Genomic DNA, 17170 nt, shown 5'->3' with positions numbered 1-17170 from the left:
CAGAAGCCCGCCCTGGCATCCGAAATTGCCGGATATCCATCGATTTCATATTGTAAATCAATTGGATAGGACACTCCGGCTCGCGTCCTGCGCAAGTATGGTCACTAACACTTTTACTAGTGTTTTGGCGGGCGCTCTTTGCGCTGCCGGCTCCACTTTTGGCGCCGAACACCCCGACTCGGACATCCTTAGCTAGAGAATCGCACTCATACTTTCGCTAGTCGCGGCGTGTCCCGCATCGTGGCCAGTTGTCTCCGAAAGCAATCGAATCGGAGCAATACTGATGCAGACCCTGGCCCTTGCTGCACGAAACCACGCTGAGATGGGTGACACCACCACCGTCGCTGGCTCTCTGCCCGCCGACGAGTCCAGTTTCGTTCGTCCGGCCGGATATGGCTCGGCCTTCGGCGCTTGCGGCGCGCAGTCTGAGTGAGCGACGAGGACCGAACCCATGGCTCACCTACGCTCCCATCCGCGCCTGATCCGCAAACTGCAGGAAACGCTTGGCGACCAGATCTGCGTCGCCCTCGACGATCCGACAGTCGTTGAGATCATGCTCAACCCGGATGGCAGGCTGTTCATCGAGCGGCTCGGCCACGGCGTGGCGCCCGCCGGTGAGATGAATGCGGCGACTGCCGAGATCGTTATCGGCAGCGTCGCCCACGCGCTCCATTCGGAAGCCGACGACCACCGGCCTATCATCTCGGGCGAGATGCCGATTGGCGGGCACCGTTTCGAGGGATTACTTCCGCCCGTTGTCGCGTCCCCGACCTTCACGATCCGACGGCGCTCATCGCGGTTGATTCCGCTGGATGACTATGTCGCCAGCAAGGTGATGACAGAGGAACAGGTCTGCGTCATCCGCAACGCCATCGCGTCACGCCTCAACATCGTCATTTCCGGGGGAACCGGATCGGGAAAGACAACGCTCGCCAATGCCGTGATCGCGGAGATCGTCGAGACGGCGCCGGACGATCGGCTGCTGATCCTCGAGGATACTGCAGAAATCCAGTGTGCGGCCGAGAATGCTGTGGCGCTGCATACCAGCGACACGATCGACATGGCGCGGCTTCTGAAGAGCACGATGCGGCTTCGCCCGGATCGCATCATCGTCGGCGAAGTTCGCGACGGGGCGGCCCTGACGCTCCTGAAGGCGTGGAATACCGGCCATCCGGGCGGCGTAACGACAATCCACTCCAATACGGCCGAGTCGGGACTGCGCCGCCTTGAGCAGCTCACTGCCGAGGCAAGCCAGCAGCCGATGCGCGAGGTGATCGGCGAGGCGGTCGATCTGATCGTCTCGATCGAGCGCGCGCCGAAGGGCCGCATCGTTCGCGACATCCTCTATGTGGAGAACTTCGCCAACGGGCGCTACCAGACCGAATCCTACTCGCGAAAGGCGGAACGCCATGTCGCCTGAACGGATTTGCGCGCTCGCGATCTCGACCCTTGCTCTTGGCCTTCTCCTTGCCGAACCGGCTCTTGCCGCTGGCGGCGGTGGCTTGCCATGGGAGGGTCCACTGCAGCAGATCCAGCAATCGATCACCGGGCCGGTCGCGGGGTTCATCGCGCTCGCGGCCGTTGCGATCGCCGGCGGCATGCTGATCTTCGGCGGCGAGTTGAATGATTTCGCGCGGCGCCTGATATACGTCGTGCTCGTCGCAGGCATCCTGCTCGGCGCCACACAGATCGTCGCTCTGTTCGGTGCGAGCGGAGCATCCATCGGCGATGTAGAGCTCACACCGAAAGTCGAAAGGGCAGGGGAGGGCGCTCGTGTCTGAGCCCGGCTCTGTTCCCGGCTCCGGCCTCGACCGATCGCGCATCCATCGGGCATTGTCGCGGCCGAACCTCCTGATCGGCGCGGATCGCGAGCTGGTCCTGCTGACAGGGCTCGCGGCCATCATCCTGATCTTCGTGGTGCTGACGCTCTATTCGGCGCTGTTCGGCATCGCGGTCTGGATCGTCGTCATCGCTGCGCTGCGGATGATGGCCAAGGCCGATCCGATGATGCGCCGTGTCTACGCACGCCATGTCACGTACCGGCCGCACTACCGGCCAACGTCGACGCCCTGGCGCAAGTTCTGAGGGCGACGAAATGGCTGCGCTACGCTCCTTCCGCCATTCAGGGCCGTCCTTCTCGGACCTGGTCCCCTACGCCGCGCTCGTCGCCAACGGCGTGATCCTGCTCAAGGATGGATCGCTGATGGCGGGCTGGTACTTCGCCGGCCCGGATTCAGAGAGCTCGACGGATGCCGAGCGCAACGAGGTCTCGCGTCAGATCAACACGGTTCTGTCGCGGCTCGGCTCCGGCTGGATGATCCAGGTCGAGGCAGTGCGCGTCGGGACATCCGACTACCCGGCGCATGAGCAATGCCATTTTCCCGATCCGGTAACGCTGGCTATCGACGGCGAGCGGCGGGCGCATTTCCAGAAGGAGAGGGGGCATTATGAGAGCCGGCACGCAATGATCCTGACCTGGCGCCCCCCTGAGAAGACGCGCTCGGGACTCGCGCGCTATGTCTATTCCGACAGCGAGAGCCGCGCAGCGCGCTATGCCGACACCGTGCTCGACAGTTTCCAAACATCGATCCGCGAGGTCGAGCAGTATCTCGGAAACGTGCTGTCGATCCGACGAATGGTGACCCAATCGGTCGAGGAGCGCGGCGGCTTCCAGACCGCGCGCTACGACGAGCTGTTCCAATTCATCCGCTTCTGCATCACCGGCGAGAACCATCCGATTCGGTTGCCAGAGATCCCGATGTATCTCGACTGGCTGGCAACAGCGGAGTTCCATCACGGCCTTTCGCCGATGGTCGAGAACCACTACCTCGCCGTGGTAGCGATCGACGGCTTCCCGGCCGAGAGCTGGCCCGGCATCCTCAATTCGCTCGACCTGATGCCGCTAACCTATCGCTGGTCGAGCCGCTTCATCTTCCTCGACGATCAGGAAGCGCGCCAGAAGCTCGAGCGCACTCGGAAGAAATGGCAACAGAAGGTCAGGCCCTTCTTCGACCAGCTCTTCCAGACGCAATCGCGCTCGGTCGACCAGGATGCGATGATGATGGTGGCCGAGACGGAAGACGCGATTGCTCAGGCTTCCTCGCAACTCGTCGCTTATGGCTACTACACGCCGGTCATCGTCCTGTTCGACGACGACGAAGCGCGCCTGCGCGAAAAGGCCGAGGCCGTGCGCCGCCTGATCCAGGCCGAGGGCTTCGGGGCGCGGATCGAGACGGTCAACGCGACCGAGGCCTTCCTCGGCAGCCTCCCGGGCAACTGGTACGCCAATATCCGCGAGCCGCTGATCAACACGCGCAACCTCGCAGACCTGATCCCGCTCAACTCCGTCTGGTCCGGCGCGGCGGCGGCACCATGCCCGTTTTATCCGCCGTCGTCCCCACCGTTGATGCTGGTCGCCAGCGGTTCCACTCCCTTCCGGCTGAACCTGCATGTCGACGATGTCGGCCACACGCTGATCTTCGGTCCGACCGGTTCGGGCAAATCGACATTGCTTTCGCTGATCGCGGCGCAGTTCCGCCGCTACGCCTTCGCGCAGATCTTCGCCTTCGACAAGGGCCGCTCGATGCTGCCGCTGACGCTGGCCGCCGGCGGCGACCATTACGAAATCGGCGAGACCGAAGGGGAGGGCGGTCCTCGCCTGGCGTTCTGTCCGCTTTCCGATCTTGCGACGGACGGGGATCGGGCCTGGGCGTCGGAATGGATCGAGACGCTGGTCGTGCTGCAGGGCGTGCCCATCACGCCGGACCACCGCAATGCGATCTCGCGGCAGGTCGCGCTGATGGCGGATTCCAGCGGCAGTTCGCTGTCGGACTTCGTCTCCGGCGTCCAACTGCGCGAGATCAAGGAGGCGTTGCATCACTACACGGTCGACGGACCGTTGGGGCAGCTTATCGACGCCGAGAGGGACGGCCTGTCGCTGGGCTCCTTCCAGACCTTCGAGATCGAGCAGCTGATGAACATGGGCGAGCGGAGCCTCGTTCCGGTCCTGCTCTATCTGTTCCGGCGCATCGAGAAGCGCCTGACGGGAGCGCCCAGCCTGATCATCCTCGACGAGGCATGGCTGATGCTCGGCCATGCTACTTTCCGCGACAAGATCCGGGAATGGCTGAAGGTGCTGCGCAAGGCCAATTGCGCTGTGGTTCTGGCGACCCAGTCGATCTCGGACGCCGAGCGCTCCGGCATCATCGACGTGCTGACGGAAAGCTGCCCGACCAAGATCTGCCTGCCGAACGGCGCGGCGCGCGAACGGGGCACGCGGGAGTTCTACGAGCGCATCGGCTTCAACGAGCGCCAGATCGAGATCGTCGCGACGGCCCTGCCGAAGCGCGAATACTACGTCGTCTCGCCGGACGGACGCCGCCTGTTCGACATGGCGCTCGGTCCCGTCGCGCTCGCCTTCGCCGGCGCCTCCGGCAAGGAGGACCTGAAGCGTATTCAGGCGCTCAGTGTCGAACACGGCGGCGACTGGCCGGTCCATTGGCTCCAGCAGAGAGGAATAGGCGATGCCGAAACCATCCTTGAACGCAGCTAGAACCGCGGCCGCGGCGTTGATCGCCGCCAGCATGTTCAACGTTTCACCCGCGCTGTCGGGCGGCGTAACCGGGCAGGCGACGGAATGGACGCAGCTTCTGAACAATGGCGAGTTGATCACAATGGTCGGCAAGTCGACAGAGCAGATCAACAACCAGGTCACGCAGATCTCGCAGCTGGCTGAGCAGATCCAGAACCAGATCCGTATCTACGAGAACATGCTGCAGAACACGATGCAGCTACCCAACCACATTTGGGGGCAGGTCGAGAGCGACCTCAACCGCCTCCGCGACATCGCCGCGCAAGGGCAGGGCATCGCCTTCTCGATGGCGAATGCCGACGACGTGCTGAAGCAGCGTTTCCAGAGCTTTGCCGATTTCAAGACAGGCCTCGCCAACGGCGAGAGCTTCTCATCGAGCTATCAGAACTGGTCGACAACGAACCGCGATACCATCGCCGGAACACTGAAGGCGGCGGGGCTGACGGCCGATCAGTTCACGTCCGAGGAGTCGACGATGAGCTCTCTCCGCTCCATGTCGGAGAGTGCGGACGGCCAGATGAAGGCCTTGCAGGTCGGCCATGAGATCGCTGCCCAGCAGGTCGCGCAGTTCCAGAAGCTGCGCGGGCTCGTCTCGCAGCAGACGACAATGATGGGGACCTGGTTCCAATCCGAACAAGCAGACAAGGACCTCGCCCAGGCGCGCCGAGAGAAGTTCTTCAACACGACGCCGCCGAGCGTGCGGGGCGGCCAGACCATGGAGCCACGCTGGTGAGCCGCCCCGTCGTCATCGCGCTGAGCGCCGCCGCGCTGGTCGTCGTCGTCCTGGCGATCACATGGTTCGTCGTCGCGCCAGATTCGGAGCCAACGGCGTCGACGCCGGCCGCAACGGAGAACCGTCGTCAGAAGGCGCATGACTTCCTCGGTGGCGATCCGGATCGCGACATACGCGGCGGGCAGGAGATGAAGCCGCGATGGTGAGGACCCATCCATCCCGCGCGCTTGAGTTGACCTTCGTTGCCATCGCTCTCGTTCTGCTGGCGAGCGTCCCCGTACTCGCCCAGGAGGGCAGTGTGCTGACCACTCTGGAGAACCAGGTGGTGACGGCCGCCAGGGGCTGGGAAACGACCGTCATGAACGCGGCGCGCTCGCTGTTCTGGATTCTTGCCGGGATCGAGATCGGCATCGCCGCCGTCTGGCTCGCCATCAACGCCGCCTCGCTGGACTCGTGGTTCGCGGAACTGGTGCGGCGCATCATGTTCATTGGCCTCTTCGCCTTCATCCTTGATCAAGGTCCGGCTTTCGCCAAGGCCGTGGTCGACAGCCTGTTCCAGATCGGAGCCAACGGCGGATCGGCATCGCCGGCGAACATCTTCGACGCCGGCATCCGCGTCGCATCGAAGATGTCCGAGCAGGCTCAGTTCGGGCTGTTCGAAGACAATGCGCTGGCAATCGCCGCGGTGTTCGCGATGATCGTCGTCGTTGTCTGTTTCAGCCTCGTCGCGGCGATCTTTGTTGCCGTTATGGTCGAGATGTATGTCGGGCTCCTCGCCGGCATGATCATGCTCGGCCTCGGCGGATCGTCCTACACCAAGGATTTTGCCATCCGCTATCTGATCTACGCGTTCAGCGTCGGCATGAAGCTGATGGGGCTGGTGATGATCGCGCGCATCGGCTCCGACATTCTGCTCGGCCTGGCTGAGGCGCCAACGGCGACGTCCGACCAGTTCATGACCACGCTGGCCATTGCCGGCATTTCGGTCGTCGTGTTCATCATCGCCATGTACGTGCCGCCCATCATCCAGGGCGTCGTGCAGGGCGCGTCGATCGCCGGCGGCATGGAGGCGCTCCGACATGGCGGACAGGCCGCAACGATGGCCGCAGGCGGGGCATTTCTCGGAGCGAGCGCGGCGAGATCAGGCGCGTCCGCGGCGAGTTCGGCGCGCGCCGGCGGCTCCTCGATGGCAGTTGCTGCTCTGCGCGGCATGGCATCGGGCATCGGCAATGCCGGCTGGGCGGCCGGCTCCGCGGCCAAGGAAAAGGCCATCGCTTCGCCCGGCGCTTATGCCGGTTCGTTGCTCGGGCTTGCCAACACAAAGCTCGACCAGACCCGGCAGAAGGCTCCGCCTCCCCCTCCGCCGCCGCCCCTGCAGGACAAGTGAGCCGGAGAAAGCTGAAGCATGGCCGCGCGCACCCCGCCCGAAAACCCCTATGTCGCTGCACGCCAGGAGTGGAACGAGCGCTATGGCTCCTATGTGAAGGCGGCCGCCGCCTGGCGCATCGTCGGCATCGTCGGGATGCTGCTCGCGGTGATCAGCACATCCTACGCGCTCTATCAAAGCACGCAGGTTAAGCTCGTCCCCTATATCGTCGAGGTCGACAAGCTCGGCACGGCCGCGAGCACCGGCTTCCCGCAGCAGATCGAATATGCGGACCCGCGCGTGGTGCGCGCCACGCTGGGCAGCTTCGTCTCGAACTTCCGGTCGGTGACACCGGATGCCGTCGTGCAGAAGCAGTACATCGACCGCACCTATGCGCTGCTGCGCACCTCCGACCCGGCAACCGAGAAGATCAACGCCTGGTTCCGCGGCAACTCGCCCTTCGACAAGGCAAGGAACGCCACCGTCGCCATTGAGGTGAATAACGTCGTGCCGCTCTCGAACCAGAGCTACCAGATCGACTGGACCGAATATGAGCGCGACCGGAAGGGCAAGGAGACGGCCGTCCGCCGCTTTCGCGGTGTCGCGACCGTTACTTTGACCCCGCCGCAGGATGAAGGCGTGATCCGCCTCAATCCGATCGGCTTGTACTTGCGGGACTTCGAATGGACCGCCCAGCTGTGAAAGGCCCGAGCACGCCGATGATCATCACGAAGACAAGAATTTGGGCTGCGCTGATGTCGGCCTCCCTGATCGCGGCCGGCACTATCACCGCCACTGCGCCTGCCTTGGCTCAGGGGATGAGTGCCAACGAAGCGAAGGGCGCCGGGATTTCCGGGCAATGGCGTGGCTCGCGCGGCCTCGTGACCAAGGGGCCGGACGGCAAGGTCATTTTTCTGTTCGGCGAGGTGCAGCCATCGGTGGTCTGCTCGCCCTTGCAGGTGTGCGACATCGAGCTTCAGGCTGGCGAGGTGGTTCGTGACGTGCTGGTCGGCGACACGGTGCGATGGAAGGTCGAGCCGGCAACGTCGGGGGCGGTCGGCGGGCAGGCTATCCATCTAATCGTCAAGCCGTCGGAGCCGGGGCTGGTGACGTCCATGGTTGTCACCACATCGCGGCGGACCTATCACATCCAGCTCAAGTCGCATCAGAGCCAATACATGGCGCGCGTAGGGTTTGAATATCCCGAGGACGTCTCGACAAAGCTCGCCGACATCAATGCGCGGCTGGAAGCAAGCACGATCCCGGGCGCGGGCGTGCCGGCCGAGCAGCTCAATTTCCAGTACAGCGTCAGCGGCCGCGCCGGCTGGCGGCCAACGCGGGTCTACTCGGACGGGCAGAAGACCTACATCCAATTCCCGCGCTCGGTATCCGGACAGGACGCCCCGGTTCTGTTCGTCGTCTCCAGCGGCGAGAACCGCATCGTAAATTATCGCATGAAGGGCAACATGATGGTGGTCGACTATCATGTCGACCGCGCGGTCCTCGTCTCCGGCGTCGGCTGGAAACAGGAGAAGATCACGATCCGGCGGGGAGGGTAGGGGATGCGGACCTACCATCTCCTTTCCCGGCTTGCCGGTATCGCCGCTGTCGCCGCATTGGTTGCGGGCTGCCAGACCCTCGGGGCAGACGGACTGGTCGCCAGCTCCGCGCCGCAGGAACTCTCCGGGCCTGCGGCCAGCGCCATCGCTGGCGACATGGTGAGCCGCCTTGCAGAGCAAGTCGGGCCCGGTGCCGGCACGATCCTGCTGAAGCCGGACGGTTCGCCGTTCGGAAGCGCGCTCGAGGCCTCGCTCAAGGTCTGGGGCTACGCTGTGGTGAGCGACCAGAAGACCGACAAGGAGAAGCTGATTCCACTCGCCTATGTCATCGACAATTTTGAGGGCCAGGTCCTGGCGCGTCTGTCGACGGGCACAATCGATCTCGGCCGTGCCTATGACGCGACCGCAGCCGGCGCCAAGCCGGCCAGCCCACTTTCCATCATGCGGCGCGGATAGGGGAGGGGGAGGATGGTGCAGTCCCTCAAGCTCGGCGGCGCGCCCGCGGGTGCGGAGCCGAAGATCCGCAGGGTGAACCGGCTGCCGATCATCATCGCGATCGGCCTCGTCATCGCCTTCCTTGCCGTCATTATGTACGGGCTGACGTCTCGGGGGCTATATTTTGGGGGCGATCCCGGAATCGGAGAGAGTTCCGGTAACCCCGCCTCAACCTATGCCGACCAGCTCAAGCGTGGCGTCTCCGACGGCATCATCGGTGAACCCGTGCAGTCCCCGTCCTTCCAGCCGGCGCCGGTCCAGCGCGAGGAAAGCGTCAATCCGTTCACGCCGCAGCCGGCGGTGCGTGAAACCGTCGAGCGACAGGAACCGCAGCTCGAGCCGGAGGCGATCTGGAAGGCGCGCCTGGAGCGCGAGGCGGAGGTGCAGTATCTGCGCGAGCGTCAGCGGCAGCGTATGGCGCGCGTCCAGGCGAACGACGCGGCCTATGATTCACCGCTCGCGGTGAACACCGATAGGCTCCAGGAGCGGGGAGATGCCCGAAGCGGTCCGGAAGCAGTCAACGGCAATGCGGCTGGAACGGGCCAGACCGGCGGCGCCGCCGATCTCTACGCCGCCGCGCTCCAGGCCGGTCTTGGCGGCCAGAACCCCGATCCGAACAGTCAGCGCTCCAAGGAGGACTTCTTCAACGCAGACCTGAAGGACCTCGGCTATCTAGCGAACCGGGTGGTCCCACAGCAGTCTCTCTACGACCTGAAGCGCGGTTCCGTGATTCCGGCCACGCTCATCTCCGGTATCAACTCCGATCTTCCCGGCCGCATCACCGCGCAGGTCAGCCAGAACGTCTATGACAGCGCCACCGGCCACCGGCTGCTAATCCCGCAGGGCACGAAGCTGTTTGGCCGCTACGACAACAAAGTCTCGTTCGGCCAGTCGAGGGTACTCGTGGTCTGGACCGACATCATCTTCCCGAATGGCTCGACCTTGCAGATCGGCGGCATGGCCGGCACCGACGCCAAGGGTTACGGAGGCTTCAAGGACAAGGTCGACAACCACTATTTGAAAACCTTCGGCTCGGCGATTCTGCTCGCCATTATCGGTACGGGCATGGACATGGCGGTGCCCGAAAGCTCGACGCTCGCCACCCAGGACACGGCGTCCGACGCCGCGAGGAGAAATTTCGCGGAGACGTTCGGCCGCGTTGCCGAACGCACGATCACCAAGAACCTCGACGTACAGCCGACACTCGAAATCCGTCCCGGATACAAGTTCAACATCCTCGTCGATCAGGATGTCATCTTCCCCGGCGCTTATCGGAGCTGATGGACGGATCAGAGATTTTACTGGCAATGTTACTTAATTAGACGAACGAGCGTTTCGCCATCGTCGCTATCCGGACAAGGCGCATCTTATCGGAAATGCCATAGATTTCGCCTGCGTCAGCTATTTGACCATTTTCGGCGAACGAATTTGCCCTCGCCTGTCGGACCGGCCGCAAAGGGGTGGTGGAAAGCAGCCAGGCGACTTTTTGGACCGAGTGGCGGATAGGGCAGCCCTTCGATGTCGCTCCGACCTTCTAGCGAAAATCAGCAGTTCTGCGACGGCAGTCTGCCGGCGCAACGCGCCCTCAGCGGAGATCATTCGTGTGGAGCTTCGCGATCTCGCGGGCGAGCTTGGTTGCAATATCTTTGCGCTTGTGGACGATCGACTTTCTACCTGATTGTCTGGCCCCGCCATAGGCCGCCAGAACGGCCCCAGCGCAATAGATCATCAGACCGGTCATAGTGGCTGGTGCGTAGGCCACGCGGCCTTCAACGATCTGAAACAGGAAAACGAACAGTGGACCGAGCGCCGTGATCGCGGCCAGTGTCAGGGTGGACATCAGCGATATCGCCTTCTGCATCGCAAAGACCGGAAACGCCATGATCGCGAAGCCGATTAGGACAACAGCGAGCAGCCCGCTTGGCTCGACCGGACCTTTCCCATCAAGGCCAAGCCATACGGCGGGGAGCGCCACCACTATGTAGAGCGGAAACCGCAGCGCATATTGCGCAACCGGTGCGATGCCGAGGCGGTCGAGCCTCCGGCTGTAGATCATCATCGCCGCGAGACTGACGGCAGACACACAGGTCAGCAGCAGTCCGACCATCGCGGCAGTCCAGCCGCCTCGCACGAAGCCTGATTGTCCAAGCAGCGTGATCGCCGCCAGATAGCCGACGCCGATCACCACAGTGATCAGGCCGACGCCTTCGACCCGGTTGCGCGACGGTGACGCTTCCGGAACCCCGCAAGCCGAGGCAATCACGATGGCAATGGGTATCAGCCCTGAAAACACGGTGAACACCACAGCCGGTTCGATCATTTGAAGCGGGAAGAAATATGCGATCCAGACAAGGGCCGTCGAGAGATTTAACCCGAACAGGTTGGCTCTGTTGGCCCACGCAATTCTCAGTTGCTCCGGAGTCCGCACCTTCACCCAGATCAGCGCTCCGGCAGCGGTGAATCCAAAGACTGCCCCGCCGATCAGGAACGAGTCATAGTCCTGAAACACGCCACCAAAAAACACGGCCTGTGCCGCTTCCAGGATCACAAAGGAAAAGGCCCAGATCAGCCCGAGCGTCGCATTGTTCATCGTCTCACCACACCGATTTTCTATTTTGATACGGCGAAAGTGGCGGATAAGGTGGCCAAAATATCCGAAATCTTGGCGATTCAGACCACGGGAGGCGCTGCATATGGATAGGCTGGACCTGCGGATCGTGGCCGCGCTTCAGGCAGACGGTACGCTCACCAAGGCGGAGCTGGCGGAGGCGGTCGGCTCAACGCCTTCCACCTGCCTGCGCCGGGTCGCGGAGCTGCGGCGAATGGGTGTCCTGAAAGCCTGCGTCTATCTCGCCGACCCGGCCAAACTCGGGCGCGGCATTCGTGCCGTCGTCACTGTCACGACGCGCAACCACACCAGGGACGTGCGGTCGTCCTTTGCGTCACGCGTTTCAGAGGAACCGGCGATCACCCAGGCGTTCGGTGTCGCTGGCGATCTGGACGCGGTGCTGATCGGGCATTTCGGCGACATGGAAGAATATCAGGCGCTCTGCGACCGCCTCTTCGACAGTGATCCGGACGTGGTCCGCTACACGACGCTGTTCGCTGTCGAGACCTATAAGGAAACGACGAAGATCGCTCCGTCCTTTAACGTTTCGCCGGCCGCAATGAATTTTGTTGTGTCGCGCAATTCCTAAGTTTAGCGAAAATTAGCCGGCTGAGATTAGGTGGATTGCTGCCCGACCGCTTCCGGGCAGCGTAACTGGAAAAGCCGCCATTTAGGTGGCGACGCTAGTCTAGCAGAACGTAACCGATTGATGCCGTCACCTGCATGAAGGAAGAGGACCAGATGGCCGATAGATACCGCACCTTCGCCGATCTTGCTGCCAATGAGCGGGTTGGGATCAACTATCGCATCCGCGTCGAGGACCGCGGCACGCCGCTCGTGATCTTGGCGCCGCACGGCGGATGGATCGAGCCGGGCACGTCGGAAGTCGCCGAGGCAATCGCCGGAACCGACCTGTCCTTCTACGCCTTTGAAGCGCTGAAAAGCGGCCCCCACGCCGATTTCCATATAACCTCTCACCGCTTCGACGAACCAAAGGCCATCGACCTTGTCGGAAGATCCCGCACCGCAGTCGCGATCCATGGGCGGAAGGACGAGGGGAAAGAGGCAGTCTGGTTGGGCGGCCGCGCCACCAACCTACGCGATGCCATCGGCGCTTCCCTGCGCGACCCCGGTTTTGACGCCGATCTCAACAAGAGGCTTCCCGGCTCCGACCGAGCGAACATCTGCAACCGAACGCTCTCCGGCGAGGGAACTCAACTCGAACTTCCACGATCAATGCGCCGCCGACTGACTAGCGAAGCGAAATTGCTGCGGGACTTCTGCGAAGCTGTTCGAAACGCGTTGCTGTCTTTGCCAGCTACCTGAACGAAAGACTGCCTTCGGCTGCGATGCAAACCGCATGGAATGGGAGTTGCGGCGCGGCGCCGTCGAAGTGCTAGGCTGTAGTGACAAATTAACGACTTGGGATTCCCATCGCGAGGCAAATCAGATTCAAGGCTGACTTTTGGAGGTCGGCTTTGGAAGGTGAGGTTCTACGCGACGATCAGTGGGAGCAGATCAAGCCTTTTGTGCCGGGTGGGCGCAAGGGCAAGCGGGGTCCGCGTAGCGATGGTCGGCGCTTCTTCGATGCGCTTTTATGGATCGCTCGGTCAGGCGCGCGCTGGCGCGACCTGCCGGAGCGGTTCGGCCCGTATCAGAGGGCAAAGCGACGTTACTACCGCTGGATCGAAGCGGGCGTGTTCGACCGGCTGTTCGAAGCCATCAGCAGGCATCCAGATATGGAATGGCTGATGATCGACGCGACCGTTATCCGCGCTCAGGCCCAGGCTGCTGGAGCCCGGCGTAAAAGGGGGGATCTGAAGCCCAGGCTCTCGGCCGCTCGCGTGGTGGGTTCGGCACCAAGCTCCATGCCGTCGTAGATGCGCTCGGCCTACCGGTCCGCTTCGAGATCGGCCCCGGCCAGCAAAACGACATGGCAGCGGCCTGCGGTCTGATCGAGGGGATTGCAGCAGGCCAAGTGATCGCCGACCGCGCTTATGATGCCGATCGACTGCATGATGTGATCCTCGACCAAGGCGGTGAACCGGTCATCCCGCCGCGGCGCCATCGCAGATACCAACACAGCTATGACAAGATCGCCTACAAAAACCGCTGGGGCATCGAGGCCTTCTTTGCAAAGCTCAAGCAGTGGCGGCGCATCGCAACGCGCTACGACAAAATCGCCGCCAACTTCCTCGGCTTCGTCAAGCTCGCAGCCATCATGCTCTGGCTCAAATGATTAAATTGTCACTACAGCCTAGACCCTTTTGGCTCGCAGCAATGCGCCAATTGTCGATGTTGAGTGTCGCCAATAACCGAGACGGATGCCTCGTCCCTTTTCAGTCGTTCCCATAGTCGGGCTCGTATTCCATCTCACGTTCCTGCTGATGCTGGTGAATGTAGTCGATCCCGGCGGCATCCAGTTCGTCGCTGCCAGTGAGGGCAAGCTCGCACGTCGGGCATCTGAACTCTTCGCCGACGAACTCTCGATCGACGATCTCCCAGATGCCGTACTCGTCCGGTTCCTTGGTGATGTCCTCGCCGGTCTGCTCGCCCGTCATGAAGGCGCGGCAAGCACAGGCGGGGCAGGCTTGGATCCAGATTTCGTCATAGCGATTTGGAAAGAGCGCGACCTGCTGTTCTGGTTCGCGCAGCTCGGATTCGGCCTGCAGCCGTTCCCTTTCCGCCTTTCTCCGATCCAAGAAGGCAGCCTGGGCCGCATGAACGCGCAGCTTCACAGCAGCCTCTACGGCTGCCGCCGCCTCATCGAGCAATTGGCGCGGTGCCGCTGCATCGGCTGCGCCGATCCAGTCCTCCAGCGACGATACCATGTGCCGCAGAATGGTGTCGCAGGCATGCCAGTAGCGCGCCTGTGGCGCGACAATTCTGATGAGAAGCCGCATTGCATCGCCTGAACTGCTCCCGGATGTTGGGCCGTTGCGTCATCTGATTTGCTCCCCGCAGTTTTGGGGCGGGAGCAAATCAGATGAGGCGGATAAGCATGGCGACGCGGGATGAGCTGGTGAAGGTGGTAGCGGAGCGCTACGCCCGAGGCGATCGGGCAGAGAAGTCGCGCATTCTCGATGAATTCGCGGCGATAAGCGGCGTTCACCGCAAGCATGCCATGCGGTTGCTGCGGAATGGACCACAGGCGCAGCGTTCGGGCCCGCGACCGGAGCGCCGGCTTTATGACGACGCCGTGCGCGAAGCGCTGATCGTGCTCTGGGAAGCTTCGGATCGCATCTGCGGCAAGCGTCTGAAGATGCTGATTCCAATTCTGGTGGAGGCGATGGAGCGTCACGGGCATCTGCACCTAACCGCCGAGATCCGCACACGGCTATTGGCGATGAGCGCGGCCACGATCGACCGCGCCCTTCGCGAGGTTCGAGACATCGCTGGTGGGCCGAGACGCCGTCGCAGTACAGCGTCCACCGCGCTGCGGCGCAGCATTCCGATCCGGACCTTCTCCGATTGGCAGGATCCTCCGCCTGGATTCGTCGAGGCCGACCTGGTGGCGCACAGTGGACCGACGACGCGGGGAAGCTTCATACAAACGCTTTGTCTTACCGACATCGCGAGCGGGTGGACGGAATGCGCGCCCTTGCTGGTGCGTGAACAGAAGCTGTTGAGCGAGGTGCTGACGGTATTACGGCGGCTCCTGCCATTTCGGCTTCTCGGATTCGACACGGACAATGACAGCGTGTTCCTGAACGAGACGATACGCGACTACTGTCTGAATGCCGGCATCGAGTTCACCCGTTGCCGTCCTTACCGCAAAAATGACCAGGCCTTCGTCGAACAGAAGAACGGCGCCGTGGTGCGACGCATTGTCGGGTATCGTCGGCTGGAGGGACTTGAAGCCGCTGCTGCCCTTGCACAGCTCTATTCGACGGTTCGGCTGTTCGTGAACTTCTTCCAACCCTCCTTCAAGCTGGCCGGAAAGGAACGGGACGGCGCCCGCGTGCGCAAGCGCTATCACCCTGCGGCAACACCGTGCCAGCGACTGCTGGCAGATCCACGCACGCCTGAACCGGTTCGTACCAGGCTTGCGCAAACACAGGCGAGGCTGGACCCGGTAAAGCTGCTGCAGGAGATGCGATCGGCGCAGCAGCGCCTCGTCGACATTGCCGATGAATCCTGCACGCCGGCGCTGGTGGTGAGCGATCCGGCGCTGGACCAGTTCCTGTCGGGTCTGCGGACGGCCTGGAAGGAGGGGGAAGTCCGCCCAACAGCAAGAGCCAGGTCGAGGCAAAAGCGAGGGCGTCGCCGACCGGATCCGCTCGTGAAGGTCACAGGCCAGTTGCGCGCGTGGTTCGACGAAGAGCCCTGGCGGACGAGCCGCGAATTACTGGTGCGTCTGCAGGCGGAGCAGCCGGGGCAATATCCTGATCCACTTCTGCGCACGCTGCAGCGCCGCTTGAAGATCTGGCGGAAGGAAAAGGCTCACGCGATGGTGTTCGGCCCAATGCACGTGGAGCCGGCAATCGAGCCGATCGCGCATTGATCGAATCCTAGCCCAGGGGAACATTATGGTGAGGCAACGGAAAGATCGTTCGGCAGCATTCCAGGGTGAGGCAATACGCGCTCGCAGCTTCATTGTCGCGCCGCACGCGCCTCCCATGCCTCCAGCCGCATGGTCTTAAACGGGAGGTCCGCGGAGTGGAGCTCGGCGTTCCGGCGCTCGGCGATGTCCATGCAGAACTTCTGCACGATTTTGTCGAAGCGTGGCACTAGGTGTGTGAGGCGCTCGAAGAGCGTCTTTGCCGTGACCGTCTTTACATCGGTCGTGATGTTGATGCCCGCAGCAACGAAGAGAGATGGAGAATGGAGAGGATCTACGACGAGACTGGGATGCTGGCGCGAAAGCGCTGCCTTCCCGAGCAGCTCGAGTGCGAGTGACGCCCAAAGCTGGTACTCGTCTAGGTCACCCGCGGCCTTCCGCGCCATCGCCCGCCCCATGTAGACTTTGGACTTGGCATGCAGAGCCTCGCTGCTGATCGCGATGAATACGTCCTCAGCCATCGATCATGATCCTCAAAAGCCGTCGCCCGACGGCAACTCCCGTCTGCGCGCGACCGTGCAGTGCGCGCCAATTGTCTAACACGAGGATGTCCCCAGTCCGCCAGTGGTGCTTGACGGGTGATGATTGTGTCAATCGTTCCTCAAGCATTCTGATCGCGGTGCGTCCCCGGTCGTCAACAGCTTCCATACAGCCCGCGTCGAACCTGAGGAACTCTTCGCCTGGGGGCAGGATGGAAGAATAGAAAGAACGGCGCCCCGAACGGACGAGCACGGCGGCGCTCCTTAGCAGCGCGAGTTCATTAGAGGAAAAGTCGACCGTGTGACGATCGAGCAAGGTAGTTGCCACTGACGGAATGCCGGGATCCAAGCATCCGAGCACTACGTAGCGGCATGGACGCATTCGATGGCTCAGTTCCACGTGCAGAGGAAGTACCCCCAATCCATGACGTGCGCTGAGTGATCGTTGATGCGCCAACTCATGCGGAGTGGGGACAATTAACTCGATTTTCGATGATCCGCGGCCGTGCACGCGTTTACCCAATTGGTCCCCAATGGCTACGACGGAACGCATCACTGTATTCTCGTCGCTGAACACCGACGTCGTTGCCCAGCCCACCGCGCCCAACTCGTCGGCCAGCGCAGACATTGGGATTGCTGCCTCACTCGCGAATTGGGCGGTCTCGGACAGGGTCGTCTCCTCAATATATCAGGCGACGAGATTACCACGCCGGATTACAGGTACAAACTTCTGGAGGGTGTCGGATGGAGACGCTTGCTTTAGTGGGGGTGCTATCGG

At 62.5% G+C, this 17170-nt stretch carries 19 protein-coding genes; 15 read left to right on the top strand and 4 right to left on the bottom strand.

Features of this window, described 5'->3' with window-relative positions:
- Positions 1-451 precede the first annotated feature (451 nt).
- The 11 genes from trbB to trbI are packed head-to-tail and all read left to right on the top strand — an operon-like array spanning position 452 to position 10025.
- Positions 452-1420, top strand: coding sequence for a P-type conjugative transfer ATPase TrbB (gene trbB, locus AC56QX_RS36090; protein WP_497118257.1), 969 nt, complete (start codon positions 452-454; stop codon positions 1418-1420).
- Positions 1410-1781, top strand: coding sequence for a TrbC/VirB2 family protein (locus tag AC56QX_RS36085; protein ID WP_497118256.1), 372 nt, complete (start codon positions 1410-1412; stop codon positions 1779-1781). Before trbB ends, AC56QX_RS36085 begins: the two co-directional genes overlap by 11 nt.
- A complete protein-coding gene (locus AC56QX_RS36080) occupies positions 1774-2085 on the top strand; it encodes a conjugal transfer protein TrbD (protein WP_497118255.1) in 312 nt (103 codons plus the stop codon). Before AC56QX_RS36085 ends, AC56QX_RS36080 begins: the two co-directional genes overlap by 8 nt.
- A 10-nt stretch (positions 2086-2095) precedes the next feature.
- A complete protein-coding gene (locus AC56QX_RS36075) occupies positions 2096-4552 on the top strand; it encodes a conjugal transfer protein TrbE (RefSeq protein ID WP_497118253.1) in 2457 nt (818 codons plus the stop codon).
- Positions 4553-4583: 31 nt separating this feature from the next.
- On the top strand, positions 4584-5324 hold the full coding sequence (gene trbJ, locus AC56QX_RS36070) for a P-type conjugative transfer protein TrbJ (RefSeq protein ID WP_464615538.1): 741 nt from the start codon (positions 4584-4586) through the stop codon (positions 5322-5324).
- Positions 5321-5530, top strand: coding sequence for an entry exclusion protein TrbK (gene trbK / locus AC56QX_RS36065; RefSeq protein ID WP_497118252.1), 210 nt, complete (start codon positions 5321-5323; stop codon positions 5528-5530). The genes trbJ and trbK overlap by 4 nt, the downstream gene beginning before the upstream one ends.
- A complete protein-coding gene (trbL, locus tag AC56QX_RS36060) occupies positions 5524-6711 on the top strand; it encodes a P-type conjugative transfer protein TrbL (RefSeq protein ID WP_497118250.1) in 1188 nt (395 codons plus the stop codon). The genes trbK and trbL overlap by 7 nt, the downstream gene beginning before the upstream one ends.
- Positions 6712-6729: 18 nt before the next feature.
- Positions 6730-7392 carry a conjugal transfer protein TrbF gene (locus AC56QX_RS36055; RefSeq protein ID WP_108610727.1) on the top strand — a complete coding sequence of 221 codons (663 nt, stop codon included), beginning with the start codon at positions 6730-6732 and terminating at the stop codon, positions 7390-7392.
- A 17-nt stretch (positions 7393-7409) separates the two neighbouring features.
- Positions 7410-8249, top strand: a complete 840-nt coding sequence (trbG, locus tag AC56QX_RS36050) for a P-type conjugative transfer protein TrbG (RefSeq protein WP_497118248.1) — start codon at positions 7410-7412, stop codon at positions 8247-8249.
- A 3-nt stretch (positions 8250-8252) separates the two neighbouring features.
- Positions 8253-8705, top strand: coding sequence for a conjugal transfer protein TrbH (trbH, locus tag AC56QX_RS36045; protein WP_497118246.1), 453 nt, complete (start codon positions 8253-8255; stop codon positions 8703-8705).
- Between the two features lie 12 nt (positions 8706-8717).
- Positions 8718-10025, top strand: coding sequence for an IncP-type conjugal transfer protein TrbI (gene trbI, locus AC56QX_RS36040; protein ID WP_497118244.1), 1308 nt, complete (start codon positions 8718-8720; stop codon positions 10023-10025).
- A 304-nt stretch (positions 10026-10329) separates the two neighbouring features.
- Here trbI and AC56QX_RS36035 read toward each other — a convergent pair whose 3' ends face one another.
- Positions 10330-11334 carry a DMT family transporter gene (locus AC56QX_RS36035; protein ID WP_497118242.1) on the bottom strand — a complete coding sequence of 335 codons (1005 nt, stop codon included), beginning with the start codon at positions 11332-11334 and terminating at the stop codon, positions 10330-10332.
- Positions 11335-11437: 103 nt separating this feature from the next.
- Here AC56QX_RS36035 and AC56QX_RS36030 point away from each other — a divergent pair, with 103 nt between their 5' ends.
- From AC56QX_RS36030 to AC56QX_RS36020, 3 genes are all read left to right on the top strand, one after another.
- Positions 11438-11941 carry an Lrp/AsnC family transcriptional regulator gene (locus tag AC56QX_RS36030; protein ID WP_497118241.1) on the top strand — a complete coding sequence of 168 codons (504 nt, stop codon included), beginning with the start codon at positions 11438-11440 and terminating at the stop codon, positions 11939-11941.
- A 134-nt stretch (positions 11942-12075) separates the two neighbouring features.
- Positions 12076-12678, top strand: coding sequence for a poly-gamma-glutamate hydrolase family protein (locus AC56QX_RS36025; RefSeq protein WP_497118239.1), 603 nt, complete (start codon positions 12076-12078; stop codon positions 12676-12678).
- Between the two features lie 152 nt (positions 12679-12830).
- Positions 12831-13591 (top strand): IS5 family transposase gene (locus AC56QX_RS36020; RefSeq protein WP_497109867.1). Its coding sequence is split into 2 segments (ribosomal slippage): positions 12831-13158 and positions 13158-13591, totalling 762 coding nucleotides; the frame shifts between segments, so codons are not numbered across the junction.
- 100 nt (positions 13592-13691) lie between these two features.
- Here AC56QX_RS36020 and AC56QX_RS36015 read toward each other — a convergent pair.
- Positions 13692-14255 (bottom strand): hypothetical protein, encoded by a 564-nt coding sequence (locus tag AC56QX_RS36015; RefSeq protein WP_497118237.1) that lies wholly within the window; start codon positions 14253-14255, stop codon positions 13692-13694.
- Between the two features lie 83 nt (positions 14256-14338).
- Here AC56QX_RS36015 and AC56QX_RS36010 point away from each other — a divergent pair, with 83 nt between their 5' ends.
- A complete protein-coding gene (locus tag AC56QX_RS36010; protein WP_497118236.1) occupies positions 14339-15856 on the top strand; it encodes a transposase in 1518 nt (505 codons plus the stop codon).
- 89 nt (positions 15857-15945) lie between these two features.
- Here AC56QX_RS36010 and AC56QX_RS36005 read toward each other — a convergent pair whose 3' ends face one another.
- Together AC56QX_RS36005 and AC56QX_RS36000 are read right to left on the bottom strand one after the other, a co-directional pair.
- The gene (locus AC56QX_RS36005; protein ID WP_497118234.1) at positions 15946-16374 is read right to left on the bottom strand and encodes a hypothetical protein; all 429 of its coding nucleotides are present in this window, start codon (positions 16372-16374) and stop codon (positions 15946-15948) included.
- Positions 16367-17020 carry a TauD/TfdA family dioxygenase gene (locus AC56QX_RS36000; RefSeq protein ID WP_497118232.1) on the bottom strand — a complete coding sequence of 218 codons (654 nt, stop codon included), beginning with the start codon at positions 17018-17020 and terminating at the stop codon, positions 16367-16369. The genes AC56QX_RS36005 and AC56QX_RS36000 overlap by 8 nt, the downstream gene beginning before the upstream one ends.
- Between the last annotated feature and the right edge of the window lie 150 nt (positions 17021-17170).

The organism is Mesorhizobium sp. RCAM 06353, from assembly GCF_059683585.1.
Note: the sequence above shows the minus strand (reverse complement) of the source record. Positions and strands in the feature narration are given on the sequence as shown.